13 protein-coding genes are annotated in these 15,528 nt (G+C 59.8%); 10 read left to right on the top strand and 3 right to left on the bottom strand.

What is annotated here, in order from left to right; all coding sequences use genetic code 11:
- Positions 1-220: 220 nt before the first annotated feature.
- Positions 221-484: a hypothetical protein gene (locus MHY22_RS08470; protein WP_239278926.1), complete on the top strand. Its 264-nt coding sequence runs from the start codon at positions 221-223 to the stop codon at positions 482-484.
- Between the two features lie 104 nt (positions 485-588).
- Here the strand turns inward: MHY22_RS08470 and MHY22_RS08465 are convergent, their stop codons facing one another.
- Together MHY22_RS08465 and MHY22_RS08460 are read right to left on the bottom strand one after the other, a co-directional pair.
- Entirely contained in the window at positions 589-1,530 is a 942-nt protein-coding gene (locus tag MHY22_RS08465) for a nucleoside hydrolase (protein ID WP_239278925.1), read from the bottom strand.
- Positions 1,531-1,539: 9 nt separating this feature from the next.
- The gene (locus MHY22_RS08460) at positions 1,540-2,964 is read right to left on the bottom strand and encodes an MFS transporter (RefSeq protein ID WP_239278924.1); all 1,425 of its coding nucleotides are present in this window, start codon (positions 2,962-2,964) and stop codon (positions 1,540-1,542) included.
- 127 nt (positions 2,965-3,091) lie between these two features.
- Here MHY22_RS08460 and MHY22_RS08455 point away from each other — a divergent pair, with 127 nt between their 5' ends.
- From MHY22_RS08455 to MHY22_RS08440, 4 genes are all read left to right on the top strand, one after another.
- A complete protein-coding gene (locus MHY22_RS08455) occupies positions 3,092-3,694 on the top strand; it encodes a hypothetical protein (protein WP_239278923.1) in 603 nt (200 codons plus the stop codon).
- An 81-nt stretch (positions 3,695-3,775) separates the two neighbouring features.
- Positions 3,776-5,326 (top strand): alkaline phosphatase, encoded by a 1,551-nt coding sequence (locus MHY22_RS08450; protein WP_239278922.1) that lies wholly within the window; start codon positions 3,776-3,778, stop codon positions 5,324-5,326.
- A gap of 21 nt (positions 5,327-5,347) precedes the next feature.
- A complete protein-coding gene (locus MHY22_RS08445) occupies positions 5,348-6,253 on the top strand; it encodes a polysaccharide lyase family protein (protein ID WP_239278921.1) in 906 nt (301 codons plus the stop codon).
- 135 nt (positions 6,254-6,388) lie between these two features.
- Positions 6,389-7,582 carry an amidase gene (locus MHY22_RS08440; protein WP_239278920.1) on the top strand — a complete coding sequence of 398 codons (1,194 nt, stop codon included), beginning with the start codon at positions 6,389-6,391 and terminating at the stop codon, positions 7,580-7,582.
- Here MHY22_RS08440 and MHY22_RS08435 read toward each other — a convergent pair.
- Entirely contained in the window at positions 7,579-8,088 is a 510-nt protein-coding gene (locus MHY22_RS08435) for a 2'-5' RNA ligase family protein (RefSeq protein WP_239278919.1), read from the bottom strand. The genes MHY22_RS08440 and MHY22_RS08435 overlap by 4 nt on opposite strands.
- Positions 8,089-8,192: 104 nt before the next feature.
- On the opposite strand from MHY22_RS08435, the gene MHY22_RS08430 reads away from it, so the two are divergent.
- The 5 genes from MHY22_RS08430 to MHY22_RS08410 all read left to right on the top strand — a co-directional run bounded on the left by MHY22_RS08430 (position 8,193) and on the right by MHY22_RS08410 (position 15,514).
- A complete protein-coding gene (locus MHY22_RS08430) occupies positions 8,193-10,091 on the top strand; it encodes a fructose-specific PTS transporter subunit EIIC (RefSeq protein WP_239278918.1) in 1,899 nt (632 codons plus the stop codon).
- Between the two features lie 531 nt (positions 10,092-10,622).
- Positions 10,623-11,195 (top strand): CAP domain-containing protein, encoded by a 573-nt coding sequence (locus MHY22_RS08425; protein ID WP_204609981.1) that lies wholly within the window; start codon positions 10,623-10,625, stop codon positions 11,193-11,195.
- Positions 11,196-11,407: 212 nt separating this feature from the next.
- Entirely contained in the window at positions 11,408-12,169 is a 762-nt protein-coding gene (locus MHY22_RS08420; protein WP_239278917.1) for a LamB/YcsF family protein, read from the top strand.
- The gene (locus MHY22_RS08415; protein WP_239278916.1) at positions 12,169-13,743 is read left to right on the top strand and encodes a 5-oxoprolinase/urea amidolyase family protein; all 1,575 of its coding nucleotides are present in this window, start codon (positions 12,169-12,171) and stop codon (positions 13,741-13,743) included. The genes MHY22_RS08420 and MHY22_RS08415 overlap by 1 nt, the downstream gene beginning before the upstream one ends.
- Positions 13,733-15,514 (top strand): biotin carboxylase N-terminal domain-containing protein, encoded by a 1,782-nt coding sequence (locus MHY22_RS08410; protein ID WP_239278915.1) that lies wholly within the window; start codon positions 13,733-13,735, stop codon positions 15,512-15,514. The genes MHY22_RS08415 and MHY22_RS08410 overlap by 11 nt, the downstream gene beginning before the upstream one ends.
- The last annotated feature ends 14 nt before the right edge of the window (positions 15,515-15,528 follow it).

Below are 15,528 nucleotides of genomic sequence, written 5' to 3'. Positions count from 1 at the left end.
TAAGCGACTTCACGAAGCATTGGACTACGCCACCCCACAGGAAGTAGAAACCGAGTACTATCTCACCCAGCCCATCAACACAGGGCCGTAAAAGAAGCGGAACTAAACCCAGGACGCTTCAGACCACCTGATCCCTTCCCAAATTCCTATATTCGACTATCTCGTAACGGTACTATCCCAGGTACGCTCCGAAATAAACTCCAAGGCCTCTGAACGGACGGTGGTCATAGCACGAGGCTCCGCAGCAAAAACCGCCATGTTTAGGCAAGCCGTATTGAAAGCGGGAGGAGATGGCGTATCGGATTTGAAGAAAAGCGTTTACCAACTCAGTGGTCAAAATTCTTCACTCACCTTGAAGAACCTCAAGTCTCTTGATGAAGATAAAGTCATAAAAGCTAACAAGCCCACTGAGGCGTACTACCAAAAGGCAGCAAATGAACTTCTTGGTAGTAACGCAGTCCAATTAAACGGTAAGGAGAGCTAGGGGTTCTTACTCCGATAGGTTATAAAGCAGCCACGTTCTGGCATCAATCCGAGCATTGGAAGGCTAGAACGTGGCTGAAAGTTGGGCGGCTCGCGGCGGGTGTCTTAGGCGAGGTTTTTGAGGGCATCGGTGACGAGCCGCCAGAAGCCAGCGTGGTCGAGGGCGGTGGCGACTTGGGTGTGGCAGGAGGCGTCGGCAGGCTCGCGCAGATCGGTGACGGTCATGCCGGTGGTCAGTGCGCCGGCGAGCTCGACGTGGACGGGGGCCTTGCGGGTCTGAACGATGTCCGGATCGATGAGGTAGGCGATGGTGCACGGGTCGTGGACCGGTGGGTTATCAAAGCCCTGGTTGGCCTGGTAGGCCTTGCGGAAGAAACCGAAGAGACCCACAACGAACTCGGAGACCGGAGTATTTAGCGCCTTGATCTCGGCTTCGACCTCTGGGGTGGCAAGCGCCTGGTGGGTGAGGTCGAGGCCGACCATGGTGACGGGCCAAGGCTCTTCGAAGACGATGTGGGCGGCCTCGGGATCGATCTTGATATTGAACTCGGCAACTGGGGACCAATTGCCCTCGTGGTAGCCACCCCCCATGAGGACTACTTCCTTAACGCGCTCGACGATGCGCGGCTCCTTGCGCGCGGCCATCGCGATATTGGTAAGCGGGCCGGTGGGCACCAGGGTGATGGTGCCGGGCTCGTGGGACATGATGGTGTCGATGATGAAGTCGATGGCGTGGGCGTCGGCAAGCGCGGTGCTTGGGTCCGGAAGTTGGACGCCTTCCACGTCCATGCCGGTGGAGCCGTGGATCGCCTCGGCGACCTCAACGGGGCGCACGAGCGGGCGATCGCAGCCGGCAAAGACCGGAACCTCCGGGTGGCCGGCAATTTCCTTAACCACCAATGCATTGCGGGAGACCTTATCCAAGGTCTGGTTGCCGCCTACGGTGGTAATGCCGAGCAGCTCGATAGAAGGGTTACCCAAGGCTAGGAGCAAGGCCACCGCATCATCGTGGCCGGGGTCGCAGTCCAAAATGATTTTTCGCGTCATGCCACGAGCCTACTTTCGAGCGTTGACGGCCGCCACGGTGTCATCGATGGACTCCGGGCGAGGAATGAGGAAGGACAGGGCAAGGGCCGCAAGCAGAATGATGACGCCGGCGATCATGCCCGCGCGGTAGCCGTGTTCGAAGGAACCAGAAACCGCAAACAGCACCGCGAAAGACAGGCCCGCGCCGAGGTTGAAGGCGCCGGCGTTCATGCCGGGCAGGTAGCCCTGGTTATCGGCCGGCGAGAGCACAATTCCTAAGCCGTTGAGCATGATATTGGCAATGCCCGCGTAGGTCACGCCCAAGAAAATGGAAACGAAAAGCAGGGTCCACGCGTTCGGAACGCCCACCACGAAAATAGAGATAATTAGGCCAGCGACGGTACCTACGAGGCCGGTTTGTAAGACGTACTTATAGCCCAGCTTGGAGGCCATCCAGCCGGCAATCGGGCCGAAGACCAAGCCGGCGAGGGCGTACGGGGTAAGGGTGACCCAAGAAATGGTGCTGGCGGAAATGCCAGCACCGGCGTCTGGGTCCTGGCCGAGGTTTGGAATGAGGCCGTTCATTACTGCAAAGACACCGGTCATGGTGAGCAGCGTGGTAGAAAGCAGCGCCCACGTACGGCGTTGTTTGAGGTAAGCCACCGGCACAAGCGGATCGGCGACCTTCTTCTCCACATTCCAGAAGGCCCAGAAGCCGGCGGCGCCGATGAGGATGAGGATGACTACGAGGAACCAATTGGCCTCGGCAAGCTTGCCCGCCTCGTTGAATGCGGTGAGAACGCACCCCAGCGCCACGGCCAGGGGCAACACGCCCGCCCAGTCCATGCGCGGGGTTTCGGTGGCCGTGGATTCCTTAGTGAATACCTGCACTGCTACTACCGCGGTGGCGCATAGTACTGCCATGGTCCAGAACACCGAGCGATAGCCAAAGTTTCCGGCCAGCCAGCCACCGGCCAAGGCGTCCACGCCTGCAATACCACCGTTTACCGAGGTCACAATGCCCAGCAGCAGTGCGTATTGCTTCTCATTGAGCACCTGCTGGCGCAACATGATGAGGCAGAGCGGGACGGTCGGCCCGGCCACGCCCTGAATGATGCGGCCGATAAGCAACACAGCGACGTTGGGCGCGACGGCGGAAGCCACGCAGCCCAGCGCAGCTACCGCCATCATGCCAACGAGGACCTTCCTGCGCCCGATGAGGTCACCCCAGCGCGGCAGGAACAGCGAGAACAATGCCGCGGCCGTAAAGAACGCCGTCTGCGTTAGGCCAATCTGTGCGGTGGTGGCACTCAGCTCATCTTCCATCGTCGCCAAGGCAGGCGAGAGCATCGACGCATTGAGCTGGAAAGCGAACACTGCCGTCAGCAGTGCGAACATCAACGGAACATAGGAGCTGGGCTGGAGCTTTGGGGGCTCGGAGGTGGCGGAAGTCATGGCTATAAATGTAGTTGATGAATCCTGCGCTCCATAGTGGTGAGCGTGACTCAATTCCTTGGTGTTGCGCAGGAAAACCCCTCTTAGCGCCACCCGCTATTTTCTCGTTGTCTACTATCCATAGATTATGAAGACTCTCTCCTACATCGCCGCTGTCGCAACGGTGATGCTTTCTTTAGCCTCCTGTTCCTCGCCGGATTCACAGTCGGAAGAAACAACGACTCCTAGCACCTCCAGCACGGCCGATAGTTCAACTATCAGCTCTAGTTCCACAAGTTCTGCCCCGGAAACGTCCTCTTCGGAGCCGCAACCGACAGCGGAAGCTGAGCCTTCGCTTGCCGACGCTCCCCTAACGAACACTGCCGAATCCACCGCAGAACCCACCCTTACCGAGTGCGTCTATGGCGGCGGTAGCTGGACCACCAACGGCTTGTACAGCGATGGAACTATCCGCTGGGCGCAAGAATGCCAAAACCTCCACGACGAGCAGATGGCAAAATACCCCTACCGGTGCCCGCAAACGGATCACTACGTCTCCGATCCATCTCAGTGTTCCTCACCTATGGGCAGCGGGACCAGTGATTCTGATTATGATCCCAGCATCCCTGCGTACATGACTCGATCTGCTGAGGTCGAGCAGATGCGGGCTGAAAACCAGAAGTGGTGGTTTGACTGTCAGGCAGAACATTCGGCGGAGTTCTGCCTTGCGAATGATCCATGGGCTCAATAGATTTCACGCTGATTTAACCAGCGATTCACCGCGGCTACTTAGGCTGGAAAAGTTCCTTTTAAACCTTTTGTGGAGCTTTGTATGTCTGATTCAAATAGTCGTCCTTCTTTTAATCGTCGTAATTTCCTGCAGATTGCTGGTGTTTCTGCAGCAGCAGTGGCTGCGGGAATTAATGCACCGGCCAAGGCGGGTGCACAGTCGAGTCTGAGTTCATGGGGTTCCTCGCAAGGTGGGGATCATCCGCAGGATTCGGATCTTTTTGGCCTAGGTGTAGCGGCGGGCACGCCGCGGCACGATTCGATGATCTTGTGGACGCGCCTGGCCCCAGAACCGCTGGCCGAGGATGGCCACGGTGGAATGACCGGCGGCGATGTCCGCGTGGGTTGGGAAGTTGCGAAGGATGAGGGGTTTGGGGACGTCGTCAAGCAAGGCGAAGCACTAGCCCAACGCGAGCTGGCGCACTCGGTGCACCCGCAGGTAACTGGGTTGGAGCCTGCAACCGAGTATTTTTATCGCTTCCGCGTGGATGGCAAGGTGAGCCCAGTAGGTCAGTTTAAGACTCTGCCGGCGCCGGATGCGGAGGTGGATGATTTCACCTTCACCGTGGCTTCGTGTCAGGCGTGGTACCACGGCTATTTCACCCCGTGGAAGCACATTGCGCAGGAACCAGACCTGGATATGACGATTTTCGTGGGCGACTACATCTACGAATACGGCATTGTGGAAGGCGATAATCTCTGGCGCCAAGACGCAAGCGTGCCCGATGTTTTCAAGGCAAAGGTGGAAACGCTGGAGCAGTATCGCCTGCGCTACTCGCTCTTTAAATCCGATGAGCACCTGCAGGCCGCGCACGCACGCGCCGCAATGGCGATTGTGTGGGATGACCACGAGGTAGAAAATAATTACGCCGGTAATTGGTCCGAGATTGGCACCAATGCCGAGCACTTCCTCTACCAGCGCGCGGCTGCTTACCGTGCCTTTTACGAGAATCTTCCGGTTGCTCCGCCCGCGCTTCCCGATGGCCCCAATAACCGCATCTATGATTCTTTCGACGTGGGCACGCTTATGCGTTTCAATCTGGTCGATACCCGCCAATACCGCGAAGAGGCTGCAGAAGATGCCAGCATCTTGGGCGCGGAGCAGGAGCAGTGGCTCAACGATAAGCTCGCCACTTCCCCGGCTCAGTGGAACGTGGTGGTCAACAGCGTGGTCGTCGTACCGATCGCCGATAGCACCGACCAATGGGACGGGTTCCCCGCGGCGCGCCGCCGCCTAATCGAATCTCTATCCAACGTCAGCGACCCGATTGTTTTCACCGGCGATATTCATCAGCACTGTGCTGCTGAAATCCAATCCGAATCCGGCCAGCCCGTAGGCGTGGAATTGGTCGCCACCTCCATTGCTTCCGATGGCGATGGCTTCGCCGGCTCCAAGAGCACCGAGTGGCTGGAAAAGCCGTATGTGAAGGCCATGGATAAACGCCGCGGCTACATCAAGGTTCGTGCCGCCCGCGAGCACCTCGATTCCGAATTCGTCGTCGTGCCCTGGATCGAGCGCGATGATACTGCCCCGCGTGAGACCGCTTTCTCTTTCCGCACCAATGCCGGCGAGCACACGCTGCGCTCCCTCTAAACCCCGAAAGGACAATTCATCATGGGACTTTTTAGCTCGCTTTCCTCTTCTTCCTCCCGCCGCGGTTCTTCCCGCAAGAACTCTTCTGACCAGGATTCTTCTGCCCCAGCTCCTGGTGCGGTTGCTGCTCCGCCGGCCGTAACCGGTGTTCAGGCAGAACCGCAGCTCATGGAAAATTACGTCACCTGGGAGCCTGCCTCCTGGGACGTCGTTTTGGATCACTATCGCGTCATCGGCACTGATCCCAATGGTGTAGACGTGCTGTTGGGCAAGACGATCTTCCCCTTCTTCCGCCACTCCCGGCGCGATGTTGCCGGTGAACAGTGGTCTTATTATGTCAAAGTGGTTGATGCTGCCGGTGCTGAGTCCTCTCCTTCTGGCAAGGCGACGTCTACCTCCCTGCCTTCGGTCACTGCTGGCACAGCGCTAGCCACGATTGGTTCCTTTGACCGAAAGGGCACGGAGTTTCAGTACTCCCCAAAGGACTACAAGAAGATCGTCACCGCGCACCCAGACCAGACAATCACCGTTGGACCGGATGCTAAGCCTGCCGACGTCCCCTATCTCCTCCCCGGCCCCGGGGATAAGTGGGCGGGGAGCAAGGCTTACACGCTGAAGTGGACGGTGAAATTGGATAAGCCCACCGAGAAGGCGGCACTGGCACTGTGGCTCATTGATACCACCAAGCTCGGCGGCATTCTCGACGTCACTGTTAATGACTTTCATAAGCAAGTGGAGCTCCCACAGGGCGCAACGAAGGGTTCGCGCCAAGGCGATGCCAGCGGCGAACCAACCCCGCTGCGCCCCGCAGCTATCGAGTTTGCGCTCCCAGAGAACACCTTGCAGGAAGGTGAAAATCAGCTGGTCTTCACCCTGCGCGAAGGCGGCTGGCTAGCTTGGGATGCGCTGGGGATTTTTGCTAGGTAACACTTTAAAATCAGCGCTTTGCCCAGAAACGGGAAATTGTTCACCAAACCCTGATGTACGGTAGTAACATCTGCCCCCTTCTATTACATCGTTGGCATCAAACGACGCCGACGTTGAAAGGACTTAGCACCCGATATGCCTACTGTTTCTGATCGCCTAAACCGTGCCCAGCAGAATCATAATGCGGTGATTTCCGTTATCCCGTTTGATGAGCACGCGGTGGATGAATCGCCCACGCTTAAGGGGCAGCCGGTAGCGTTCAAGGACATCGTGGATATTGCTGGGGTGTCGACTACCTGCGGCACCGAGGTGAATGTGGGCCGCACTCCGGTTAAGGATGCACCGGTGGTGCAGCGTTTGACGGCGAAGGGTGCCCTGCCGGTGGCGAAGGCGAACCTGCAGGAGTTTTCCTATGGCATTTTGGGCGATGCCTCGGCTTATGGTCGCGTGATTAACCCGCGTGATCCGGAGGTGTGCGGCGGCGGATCGAGCTCCGGTTCAGCCGCGCTGGTAGCTTGCGGAGCACTGCAGCTTACAGTGGGCTCCGATAGTGCCGGGTCGGTGCGCGTGCCAGCCGCATGCCAGGGCGTGCTGGGGTACAAGCCCACCTTTGGGGTGATTCCGGTCGAAGGAGTCTTCCCCTTTTCCCCGAGCTTTGATTGCATTGGTTTCTTTGCCAGCTCGATTGACCTGATTGAGCAGGCTTTTGTTGCCACTGCGGATGAGGAGCCGGCCGCGGCGCAGGACGTTTCTACTGTTGATGTCGCGGCGCTTAAAGCCAAGGGCGAGCGTTTCGCTGAACTGCTAGCGGCGCTGGAACGATCGGACTTTGAACTCACCGAGGGTGCGGACCTGGAAGACACCATCGCCGCCACGGCTGAGCTCTACGAGCCGATGCGCTTGAAGGAGGTCTATGACGTCCACCGGCCGCTGCTGGACCAGCGCGATAAGTACCAGGACGTCATCCTGCAGCGCGTTCTGGGTGGAGAAAATATCAGCCAAGAAGATTATGACGCGGCCGCACAGGGCGTAGAGAAGCTGCGCGAAGAAGCCCTTGCCCTGCTTGGCGACGCCCCCATTATCCTCACCCCTACCCTCGATTCCGGCCCCCTCAAGTGGTCCGATATCACCCCGGACAATACCGCGGAATCGGCCGCGAGCCTGCGGCGGTGGACCGAGCCGTTCAATGTGCTCGGCTGGCCGGCCATTACGGTGCCGCTGCGCGGCGAAGGGGAAGAAGGCGTGGGTGATGCGGTGCAGGTCGTCGGCAAGCCGGGCGAGGACCTGACCGTCCTGCGCGTTGCCCGCGCCCTACAGGCCCTGCTCTAAGCCCCTGCTAGAAGGGTCTTTTCCTGCGTGCGCGGACGCCAATAGGCGGCCTCGACGGCGGTGAGCTCCTTAAAGTGCGATGAGGTGAGCTCGTCCATCGCTTGGATATAGCCGGGGACCTCCTCGCGCGGCAGGCGCAACCCCATGGTCAGGTGCGGAGTCCAGCGCGGCCCGCGCCCGTCCGGGTTTGCGGCACTGATTTTGCGCGCGGCGATTTCTAACTCGTCGGTAGTCTCCAGCAGCCAGGCCACCGTCTGTTTACGCTTGGTGCCAAAAATGACGTTTCCTACCCGCCGGAAATCCGCGGGGATGACGGCCGGCAGCAGCTGGGCCGCCAAGTCCACCGCTTCCGGCTGCATCTGCGGCGAAAAGGTGACCGTAATGTGCGGGCGTTGCTGCTGGACGGGAAAGCCGCGCTCAGCAAGGCCGGCAAAGATGTCGCGCACCTGATCTTCCTGCTTTTGCGGCAGGTAGAGCAAAATATTATCCGGCGATGCTTTACTCACGAGCGAGCGTTCCCTTTCTATAGCGGAGTGTCTCCAGCGTACCGGCCATCGAGTAGGAAACCCCCTCTTGTGCCAACGCAAACGATTGCCGTTTAATGAGAGCCATGAGCACTTCAGAGTCATCGCCCCTCATCCTCGCCATCACGGCGTGTCCGACGGGCATCGCGCATACCTATATGGCGGCCGAGAACCTCGAGGCCGCAGCCCAAGAACTGGGCTACCGCATCAAGATTGAAACTCATGGTTCCATCGGCGTAGAGGGAACCTTTAGCAAGCAAGACATCGAGGAAGCCGACGCCATTGTCATTGGTGCCGATACGGTCATTTCCAAGGACCGCTTCCACGGCAAGCGTCTCGAGGCCACCGGCGTGGACGAGGCCATCAAACACCCGAAGGAACTGCTCAGCAGGTCCTTGAGCGCCACGCGCTGGGAGGGCTCTTCCGACAAGACGGAGGAAGAGACGCCTCGCAAAAATAGCGTGGGTCAAACCTTGTACAAGGCACTGATGAACGGTGTCTCGCACATGATCCCGTTCGTGGTGACCGGTGGTCTGCTCATTGCGGTCGCCCTCTCCATCGGCGGCACGCCCACGCCTGAGGGCATGGCGATTCCGGAAGATAGCTTCTGGAACACGGTCAATGAGCTTGGCGCCCTGGCGTTCTCACTGATGGTCCCGGTGCTCTCCGGCTACATTGCGGTGGGCATCGCGGATCGCCCGGGCCTTGCCCCTGGCCTTATTACCGGACTCATCGCCACCACCGGCTCGCTTTACGGTTCTGAGGCAGGTGCCGGATTCTTGGGTGGCATTGTCACCGGTATTTTGTCCGGTTATGTGGCTCTTGCCATTAAGAAGATTCCGGTGCACAAGTTCATCGCACCGATTTGGCCCATCATCGTCATCCCGATTTTCACCACGCTCATCGTGGGCCTCATCTTCATCTTGCTCATTGGCGCACCGGTCTCCGCCGCGTTCGAGGCAATGACCAACTATCTCGCTGGAATGCAGGGCTCCTCCGTCATCGTGCTGGGCCTTATCCTGGGCGCCATGATCGCCTTCGATATGGGTGGCCCCTTCAATAAAACGGCCTTCCTCTTTGGCGGCGGCATGATCGCGGCCGGCAATGCTGCACCAATGGGCATGGCGGCATGTGCGATTGCCGTACCTCCCCTCGCCGTGGGCGTAGCTACGCTCCTGCGCCGTCGCTGGTTTACCAAGGCCGAAAATGATGCGGGCATCGCCGCGTTGTTCATGGGATTCTTCGGCATCACCGAGGGCGCCATTCCACTTGCGGCCGCACGCCCGCTACAGGTCATCCCCGCCAATGTTGCCGGTGGTGCCGTAGCCGGTGCGCTCGCCGGTCTTTTCGGTGCACAAGACCACGTCATGCACGGCGGCCCGATCGTCGCGGTACTCGGCGCGGTAGATAACGTCGTTGGATTCTTTATCGCCATGCTTGCCGGCATCGCTGTCTGTGCTGGCCTTATTCTCCTGCTGGTGGGATTGACGCAGCGCAAGGATAAGCCGCTTGTTGCTGTCGATACGATTAGCCTTGATAAAGATCTGGGTTCATCTAGCGAAGAGGTCATTCGCTCCATGGTGAAGCTTACTTCCTCCCGCATGTCCGATATGGAGGCGGTAGCTGGGGCTGCCTTAAAGCGCGAGTCAACCCGCTCTACCGGGGTAGGCCACGGCGTGGCCATTCCACACGCACGCTCGGCCGGCGTGAAAGTGCCCACCCTTGCCTTTGCCCGCCTACCCGAAGGTATTACATGGGGAGAAGGCGAAGAACCGACTAACCTTGCCTTCCTTATCGCTGTGCCTGATAATGCCGGCAAGCAACACCTCAAGCTGCTGTCCAAGCTGGCGCGCAGCATCATGAAAGAAGACTTCCGCAACCAGCTTTATGGCGCACAAACCCGCAAGGAAGCAGCCGAGATCATTTCCTCGGCTCTTTCTCCTGCCCCAGCTTCTCAAGGGACAGAAGTGCCCGCAAAGGCATAATACTTCGTTCAATGTGGCGCTCGGCGATTCATCGCCGGGCGCTTTTCTTATTCCTTTCTAAACCCCGTTCACCGAGCGCACAACGACGCCGAGAGACAACTGCCGGGCAACACCCATAGAAGCAAAGGACAGGTAGAGGTTAAGAAACCTAGTAAATCTCACGATCTTTATAGGTTCTACCAAGAAACGGACGCGTTTGCCTATGCCTGACTTAAAACTCCACCCTCATGACTCAAGCACTTACTGCTTCTCCGAGAATCTAAGACACTGACTAGAAACCACCCCCGTTGGGGAGGAGAAATACGCAACCGACTGAGGGATTTCAGGAGTTTCCTAGCTCAATTCGAGAAATAACTAAGAAGCAATTAGTTATACGGAACATCAACTTCAAATATTCTAATAATTGCTGTTCAAGTCGATTTTATCTGCTGGAATTGATTAACTTTTAAACAAAGGGGAACGGATTTTTCTGTTGATTCTCCCAGTTTCCCGCCTGATTCTCCGCCAGGTTACAGAAGAAAGGTTCCGCTCATGTTCACCCCTACTATTCGCTTCTCCACCAAAAAATTTATAGCCCCTGCCCTTGCAGCAGCCATCGCATTGGGAATGTGCGTTGCACCCGCTGAAGCCTCCAGCTCCCTAAGTTCCTCGGGCAACTTTAATGGCGCGAACCTTCCGGTGCCGACGCTAAACCTTCCCGCCGCGCCGGCTACAGCAGCAAAGCCCGCCGCTCCGGCTTCCAATCGCGTGCAGAGCATCATCAACCACACCAACGAATACCGCCAGGCTCACGGCCTGCGCCCGGTTCGCGCTAATGCCGCACTCAATGGGCTGGCTCAAGATTGGGCCGACCAGCTGGTGCGCGCTGATAAGCTCAGCCACCGCCCGCAGCACTGGAACTACTACCCTTCCAATATCCCGGCCGGCGGCGAGAATGTCTTGCAGGCGTGGAGCGACTATTCCGATGCCCTTCTGGTCAAGCTTTGGTACGAATCCCCGGGGCACCGCAAGATTATGCTGGACCCACGCGCCAAGACCATCGGAGTCGGCGTTGCCATTAACTCTGAAGGCAAGCTCTACGCTGTCCAAAACTACGGCCGCTAAAGATTTCACAAGCTAGAACCTTCGAACCTTTGGGCTCTAGCAGGCCATGCCGCCTCCTCCCGGACCTCTTACCCGGGACGGGGCGGTTTTCTCGCGCCTAGGTGGGGGTGCGCACGCGGGTAAACGAAACGTAACCTTCTTCACAAATGACAGTGGCGAGGGTTACACTTAATGACATTCGAATTGTTCAACAATCTTAAGGACGGTGTTGAATGTCCTCGCTCCATATCGATCTCAATGCGGATTTGGGAGAAACCACTGCGGGCAATCCGGTCGCAGATGACGCGGCAATGCTGGAGATGGTGTCCTCCGCAAACGTGGCCACCGGCTTCCATGCGGGCGACCCACACTCGATTGCCGGCACGCTCAAGGCGGCAGCAGAAGCAGGCGTGACCGTAGGCGCACACGTAGGTTATAACGACGCCGCAGGTTTCGGCCGCCGTTTTATCGATTACAACCCGGACGAGCTAGCAGACGAGGTGACCTACCAAATTGGCGCTCTCGACGCTTTGGCCCGCGCCAATGGCACCAAGGTCTCCTATGTAAAGCCGCACGGGGCGATGTATAACGCAATCGTGAAAGATGAGGCGCAGGCAGAAGCCGTCATCAAGGGCATTAAGGCCTTTGGAGACTTGCCGGTGATGTTGCTGCCTGGGGGTGTAGCGGTGGACGTCGCCAAGCGCAGCGGGCTTAACGTCATCCGTGAGGCCTTTGCGGACCGCAACTACAACCCCGATGGCACGCTGGTCTCGCGCAAGGAAGCCAATGCGGTGCTCGGCAGCGCCGATGAGGTGGTGCAGCGAGTGCTTGAGGTGGCGCAGACCGGGTCGATTACAGCCGTGGATGGCACGAAGCTCGAGGTGGATGCGCAATCCGTATGCACCCACGGTGATTCGCCCGGCGCGGTGAAGCTGCTGCGCGGCGTGGCTGAGCGCCTGCGGGAAGAAGGCATCGAGATTCGGAGCTTTATCTAATGCACATTAATTTTGTGGGCACACGCGCGTTGCTCATTGACCTGGATGGATTAAACCAGGTCATGGACTGGCACGCGGCGCTTTCTGCCAAGCCGTTGAAGAATCAGGTGGACTGCATCGCGGCCGCCACCACCCTGCTGCTGACGTTTGAAGCGCCGGATTCGGCGCGCGATGCGGCCGAATTCCTGCAGGACTTCTCCCCTGCCGCCGCGACGGCCGCGGAGGCCCGAACGGTAGAAATCGATGTGCTCTATGACGGCGAGGATGTGGACGAGGCCGCAGACCTGCTGGGGCTTTCGCGCGAGGCGCTCATTGACTGGCATACCTCTACCGAGTGGACCGCGGCATTCGGTGGCTTTGCCCCGGGCTTTACCTACTGCGCTCCGTCGGATCCCTCCCAGGCGCGTGCTGTGCCACGCCGCTCCAGTCCCCGCACCGCCGTGCCGGCCGGTGCCGTAGGCATTGCGGGCGAATTTTCCGCGGTGTACCCGCGCGTTTCCCCGGGCGGCTGGCAGCTTTTGGGTACCACCAATACGCCGATGTGGGATTCCAATGCCAACCCGCCGGCGCTGGTACAGCCGGGCGACCGCGTGCGCTATCGCAGCGTGGATAAGCTGCCGGAGCTTGTTGATCACTCTGCCCGCTCGAAGCGCGCCCCTGCCCGCTTGCCGCGCATGGAGGTTATCGATGCCGGCCTGCTCACCCTCTACCAGGACTTGGGACGCCCCGGTGTGGGCGATCTCGGCGTGACCCCCTCCGGGGCCGCCGACCGCGCCGCCGCCGCGACCGCCAACGTGGCCGTGGGCAACCCGCGCGGGGCAACAGTGCTGGAGAATATCGGCGGCATTAAGCTCCACGCGCTCACCGATACCGTCATTTGCGTCACCGGCGCGACCGCGCGTGTGCGCCTCGGCGAGATGCCGGTTCACCTTGCTCGCCCCGTGCTGGTCACGGCCGGGCAAACCGTCACGGTAGACCCTGCGACGGTAGGCATGCGCAATTACGTTGCCATCCGCGGCGGCATCATCGCCGAATCCGAGCTCGGCTCGGCGGCCACCGACGTCCTTTCTGGCCTTGGCCCGGACCCGGTCACCACCGGCGATGTCATCGGCGTGCTGCCGCGCTCTACCGGCATGACCGACGCCCAGCTGGTTAACCCACTGCGCGTGCGTGAAAGCTCCGATGGAAAAACCCGCGCCACCCTGCGCTGCGTACTCGGACCGCGCGATGACTGGTTTGGTGATAATGTTTCCGCCTTCCTGGATACCGAGTGGACCGTCACCTCGGATTCCAACCGCGTGGGCCTGCGCCTCGATGGCGAAGAACCAATTGAACGCGTTAAAGACGGCGAGCTCCCCTCCGAGGGCATGGTCGCCGGCTCCATCCAAATTCCGCCCAATGGCAAGCCCGTGGTCTTCCTGCGCGATCATGCCGTGACCGGCGGTTACCCGGTCATCGCCACCGTATTGGAAGAAGATATTGATATCGCCGCGCAGCTGCCACCCGGCGCGCGCGTGAACTTTGAACTCGTAGCACCCCAAGCCTTGAACACTGGAGATAAGAATGCAGATTAAGACCGTCCTCATTGCTAACCGCGGCGAGATTGCCGTGCGTATCGCCCGCGTCGCCCGCGACCTGGGCATTAAGTCCATCGCCATTTACTCCGAAGCAGACGCAGGTGCCCTGCATACCCAGGTAGCGGATGAAGCTTATGCGCTGCCGGGCAATACCGCGGCCGATACCTACATGAACGTGCCCGCGCTGCTCGATATCGCGGTGCGTGCCGGTGCCGATGCCATCCACCCGGGCTACGGCTTCTTGTCCGAGAACGCCGACTTTGCCCGCACGGTTACCGAGGCCGGCATGATCTGGATTGGCCCTTCCCCGGAGTCCATCGAGTTGCTCGGTGACAAGATCGCTGCGCGCCGCGTGGCCGAGGAGGTCGGCGCGCCGCTGGCACCGGGTACCTCCGATCCCATCGATGACTGGCAGGAGGCCCGCGCCTTTGCCGAAGAGCACGGCCTGCCCATTGCCATCAAGGCTGCTTATGGCGGCGGCGGACGCGGCTTGAAGGTCGTGGACAATATGGAAGAGATTGAGGGTGCGTTCAATTCCGCCGGGCGCGAGGCCATGGAGGCTTTCGGCCGCGCGGAGTGCTACGTGGAGAAGTTCCTCACCCACCCGCGCCACGTCGAGGCCCAGGTGCTGGCCGATACGCACGGCAATGTGCGAGTGCTCGGCACCCGCGATTGCTCCACCCAGCGCCGCTTCCAGAAGCTCATTGAGGAGGCTCCGGCGCCCGCGCTTTCCGACGCCCAACGCAACGGCATCATCGAAGGCGCGCGCTCCATTTGCTCCAAGGTGGGCTACACCGGTGCCGGCACCGTGGAATACATTGTCTCCGAGGACGGCACCATTTCCTTCCTCGAGGTCAATACCCGCGTCCAGGTCGAGCACCCAGTTACCGAGGTAGTCACCGGCACCGATATCATCGCCGAGCAATTCCGCATCGCGGCCGGCGAGCCGCTGTCCTTCGATGAGGATCCGCAGTCCCACGGTCACGCTTTTGAGTTCCGTATCAATGCCGAGGACATCCTCAATGGCTTTGCGCCGTGCCCCGGCACCATCGTCTCCTTCGAGCCGCCGACCGGCCCGGGCATCCGCGTGGATTCCGCGGTACGCTCTGGCTCTATCATCCCGCCGTACTATGACTCCCTGATTGCCAAGCTGGTGGTGTGGGGACCGACCCGCGAGATCGCTCTGGCTCGCGCCCGCTTTGCCCTGCGCGAGTTCACCGTCACCGGCGTGCGCACCGTGCTGCCGTTCCACCGCGACATGATGGATGAGTCGGCACTCATCGGCACTGCCGCGCCGGCCGAGGATACCGCTGCCGCTGGTGCCTCCGAGATTGGCGTGTTTACGGACTGGGTGGATCACAACTACCGTCCGTCTGCCGCCAACCAGGTGGAAAAGGTAGAAGCCATCTATACCCAGCGCCGCAATGTGGCCGTAGAAATCGACGGCAAGCTGGTCAACGTCGGCGTGCCCGTGGACTTCCTCGCCGCGCCGGGCGCCGCCTCGGCCGGTGGTTCTGCCTCCACCGCACCGTCTTCGGCCGGCGCACAGTCTACCGATGACAATGCGGTCACCTCCCCGTTCGAGGCCAACCTCGTGGCCTGGAACGTTGCGGACGGCGATACCGTGGCCGAGGGCGATGCCATCGCCACCGTCGAGGCCATGAAGATGGAATCGGCCATCAAGGCTCCGCGCGGCGGCACCATCAAGCTCCTGGCCGCAGAAGGTGACCGTCTGGATTCCTCCAAGGTCATCGCGACCATCGATTAGCGCTCACATCATCG

The sequence above is a fragment of the Corynebacterium sp. ACRPO genome (assembly GCF_022347205.1).
Taxonomy (GTDB): domain Bacteria; phylum Actinomycetota; class Actinomycetes; order Mycobacteriales; family Mycobacteriaceae; genus Corynebacterium.
Note: the sequence above shows the minus strand (reverse complement) of the source record. Positions and strands in the feature narration are given on the sequence as shown.

Excerpts from the sequence above, each read along its gene's own strand:
- MHY22_RS08465 (WP_239278925.1), bottom strand. The coding sequence starts at position 1,530 with ATGACGCGAAAAATCATTTTGGACTGCGACCCCGGCCACGATGATGCG.
- MHY22_RS08415 (WP_239278916.1), top strand. The coding sequence starts at position 12,169 with ATGCACATTAATTTTGTGGGCACACGCGCGTTGCTCATTGACCTGGAT.
- MHY22_RS08445 (WP_239278921.1), top strand. The coding sequence starts at position 5,348 with ATGGGACTTTTTAGCTCGCTTTCCTCTTCTTCCTCCCGCCGCGGTTCT.
- MHY22_RS08450 (WP_239278922.1), top strand. The coding sequence starts at position 3,776 with ATGTCTGATTCAAATAGTCGTCCTTCTTTTAATCGTCGTAATTTCCTG.
- MHY22_RS08420 (WP_239278917.1), top strand. The coding sequence starts at position 11,408 with ATGTCCTCGCTCCATATCGATCTCAATGCGGATTTGGGAGAAACCACT.
- MHY22_RS08440 (WP_239278920.1), top strand. The coding sequence starts at position 6,389 with ATGCCTACTGTTTCTGATCGCCTAAACCGTGCCCAGCAGAATCATAAT.
- MHY22_RS08410 (WP_239278915.1), top strand. The coding sequence starts at position 13,733 with ATGCAGATTAAGACCGTCCTCATTGCTAACCGCGGCGAGATTGCCGTG.
- MHY22_RS08455 (WP_239278923.1), top strand. The coding sequence starts at position 3,092 with ATGAAGACTCTCTCCTACATCGCCGCTGTCGCAACGGTGATGCTTTCT.
- MHY22_RS08425 (WP_204609981.1), top strand. The coding sequence starts at position 10,623 with ATGTTCACCCCTACTATTCGCTTCTCCACCAAAAAATTTATAGCCCCT.
- MHY22_RS08460 (WP_239278924.1), bottom strand. The coding sequence starts at position 2,964 with ATGACTTCCGCCACCTCCGAGCCCCCAAAGCTCCAGCCCAGCTCCTAT.
- MHY22_RS08430 (WP_239278918.1), top strand. The coding sequence starts at position 8,193 with ATGAGCACTTCAGAGTCATCGCCCCTCATCCTCGCCATCACGGCGTGT.